Genomic DNA, 2524 nt, shown 5'->3' on the forward strand with positions numbered 1-2524 from the left:
TTTTTAATCTAAGTGCACGATGAGACGCTGCCAAATTGGCATTCATTCTTTTTTCAAAAACGTCCGGGCTAATACCCAACGTCTTCATGTTTTCATTATTATCAGGATTGCGAGGTTCCTCTACAATCGTTTGAGGCGCGGTTGACTTCGTTTTTTCTTCATGCTTATCAATTGTTTTTTCTGGTATAATCGATGTGACGGGTGAGCTAGAGTTGGCTGATGTCAATATTGTCTCTTCCGGTATCGGGATTACCACTATAATCAAAAAAGTAAAAGCAACGACTGCACCAACAATAACCCCACTTGTTTTACTCACCCAGTCTCGACACCCTTTATGGATGAAATATTTTGCTAAAATTTTAGCAATAATCACCCAGATTACGAGCGTTGCTATTAGTATTAATAGTTCTTTCATTTAGGCTCCGTTTACTATTATTTGATTTAAATCTGTTTGCCACGCTGAATATTTAAGATGGATTCTATTTTTAATTAACTCAGAATTAAAATCTGTTTTGCTGTGATATACCGTTCTACAACCAACAGAAATCTACCATAGAACCCCACCCCAGTCATTGAATTACCAGACACTCGCACAAAGTAAGTCGCAGCAGGAGGCGCAATACATAGCTCATTCAAATCAAGTGCTCGCACAATATAATCCTCTGTAAGGCTTGTATAACCCACGAAATTGTCTCGTTAAACAACGGGTAATTGCGATTTAATGAAGCGGAGAGAATGAGTGAAAGTCATCATTCACATCCTATAATTAACTGTATATACACGGCTAATTATAGGATTTTTCTGGCGAAGTGAGGTTTTGATAGTTTTAACTAATGTAGCGCGGCGATTTTTTTGCATAGATGAACGGGCATTTTTGCATAACCTCGCCGCGCTATATTTGCCGATTTTGCATAATGCAAAATAGAACGCTAGTTACTCTGTATGTAAATTCCCTGACTATCTTTATAAACTTCTAATATAGTGCGACGTTCTGCTGCAGGGATGTATTTATAGATAGTTTTAGGTGATACCTCGAGCACCAAAGCCACTTGATGCATGCTTGCGCCATTTGCAAACATGCGTCTAGCTCGCGCAACAACTTCAGTTGTCATTATCCTGCGACGCCCTCCGACTCGGCCCTCAGTCCTAGCAACAGCAAGGCCAGCAAGCGTGCGTTCCACTATTAGCTCGCGTTCCATTTCTGCTAGTGCTGACATGACATGAAAGAAAAACCGGCCCATCGCAGTGCTGGTATCAATGCTATCGGTCAAACTGCGGAAGTGCACACCACGGTTTTTAAGCTCTTCAATCAAACCAATTAGGTGGCGAACGCTACGGCCCAGCCTGTCAAGCTTCCACACAACCAATGTATCCCCTTGCGACATGGTCCGCATTGCACGCTTCAAGCCTGGTCGGTCTGATGATTTACCGCTAATTTTATCTTCAAATATTTGTTCGCAATTTGCACTAATTAGGGCTGCTCTCTGCAACTCAGTATTTTGGTCATTTGTTGAAACTCTGATATAGCCAATAAGCATGTTTTACTCCCCATTAAAAATGATTGGAGTGTGTCACTTTTATGGGAATGGCTAAAGTATCAATAGTCTCGCAAACCTTGGTTTAGGCGACGTCGTACATCTTCCGCAGTTAACTGGGGTTGTTGGCACGTCACGCAATGCAAAAATGAGTGTTACAGCAGCATCGGCAACAGCCACTTTCACGGCAGATGAATTAATTGTTCAATCCGCCTTGGGAGGGTTGCAATACAAACTGAGCGGGTTTAGCAATACAATTAACCTGGCTACGACTGGCGCTGGCGGGATGAATACAGGCACCGCGCCTATCAGTGGGTTTGTGGCTTTATATGCGATTTACAACCCGACAACTCAAGTGTCAGCCTTATTTGCTGTTAACGCGACATCAGTGACCGCGCCAGAGATTTGCGCCGTAGCCATGCCTACTGGATACACAGCTTCGGCATTGTTAACTGTTGTACCCACTGATGCATCATCGCGCTTTAATCCCGTAATAGTCCAGGGGAGACATATATCAATTCAGTACACAGCGATGTACGGAACGACTTCGATAGTAACTAGTTCTCCGATAAATGTAGGGGGGGTAATACCAAGAAACGCAATTAGCATATCGGGCATGATAACAATGTCATCAACTGCTGCCGGTCCAATATCTGCTGATATTAGTGGGGCAGGCGCAATTGGCAATCAACGCATTGCTAATTATATGAATGCAACTGAAAGCAACACTTCAAATTTCAGTGAAGTCCCCATTGTCACACCTGCTACCGTCACACTTGCGGTGAGCAGTACCACCACAACTTTCAGTTGTTATTTTTATGCCNCGGGGTATTCAATATGAAACATGTAAACATAGTTGATGGGATTGTTGTGGCTGAGTTTTCATGCCCGCAAGATAAAAAAGAATGGCCTAATATTGTAGCAGTTGAAGATGATGATCCGCGCTACATTGAGTTCATCGAATTGCCTTATAGCGCGAGATTAGATGA

The 2524-nt window shown here is 42.8% G+C and carries 3 protein-coding genes; all 3 read right to left on the reverse strand.

What is annotated here, in order from left to right; genetic code table 11:
* On the reverse strand, positions 1-415 hold a 415-nt coding region (locus V2A85_RS23050; RefSeq protein ID WP_420072480.1), incomplete at its 3' end, for a hypothetical protein.
* Between the two features lie 74 nt (positions 416-489).
* Positions 490-684 (reverse strand): S24 family peptidase, encoded by a 195-nt coding sequence (locus V2A85_RS23055; protein WP_420072481.1) that lies wholly within the window; start codon positions 682-684, stop codon positions 490-492.
* A gap of 245 nt (positions 685-929) precedes the next feature.
* Positions 930-1538, reverse strand: a complete 609-nt coding sequence (locus V2A85_RS23060) for a recombinase family protein (RefSeq protein ID WP_420072482.1) — start codon at positions 1536-1538, stop codon at positions 930-932.
* Positions 1539-2524: the final 986 nt, after the last annotated feature.

Source organism: Yersinia sp. 1252 StPb PI, assembly GCF_048593885.1.
In the GTDB taxonomy this organism is placed as follows: Bacteria; Pseudomonadota; Gammaproteobacteria; order Enterobacterales; family Enterobacteriaceae; genus Yersinia; species Yersinia enterocolitica_E.

What these genes read in the sequence shown, in the direction of transcription:
- V2A85_RS23060 (WP_420072482.1), bottom strand. Translation starts at nt 1,538, where the DNA reads ATGCTTATTGGCTATATCAGAGTTTCAACAAATGACCAAAATACTGAG.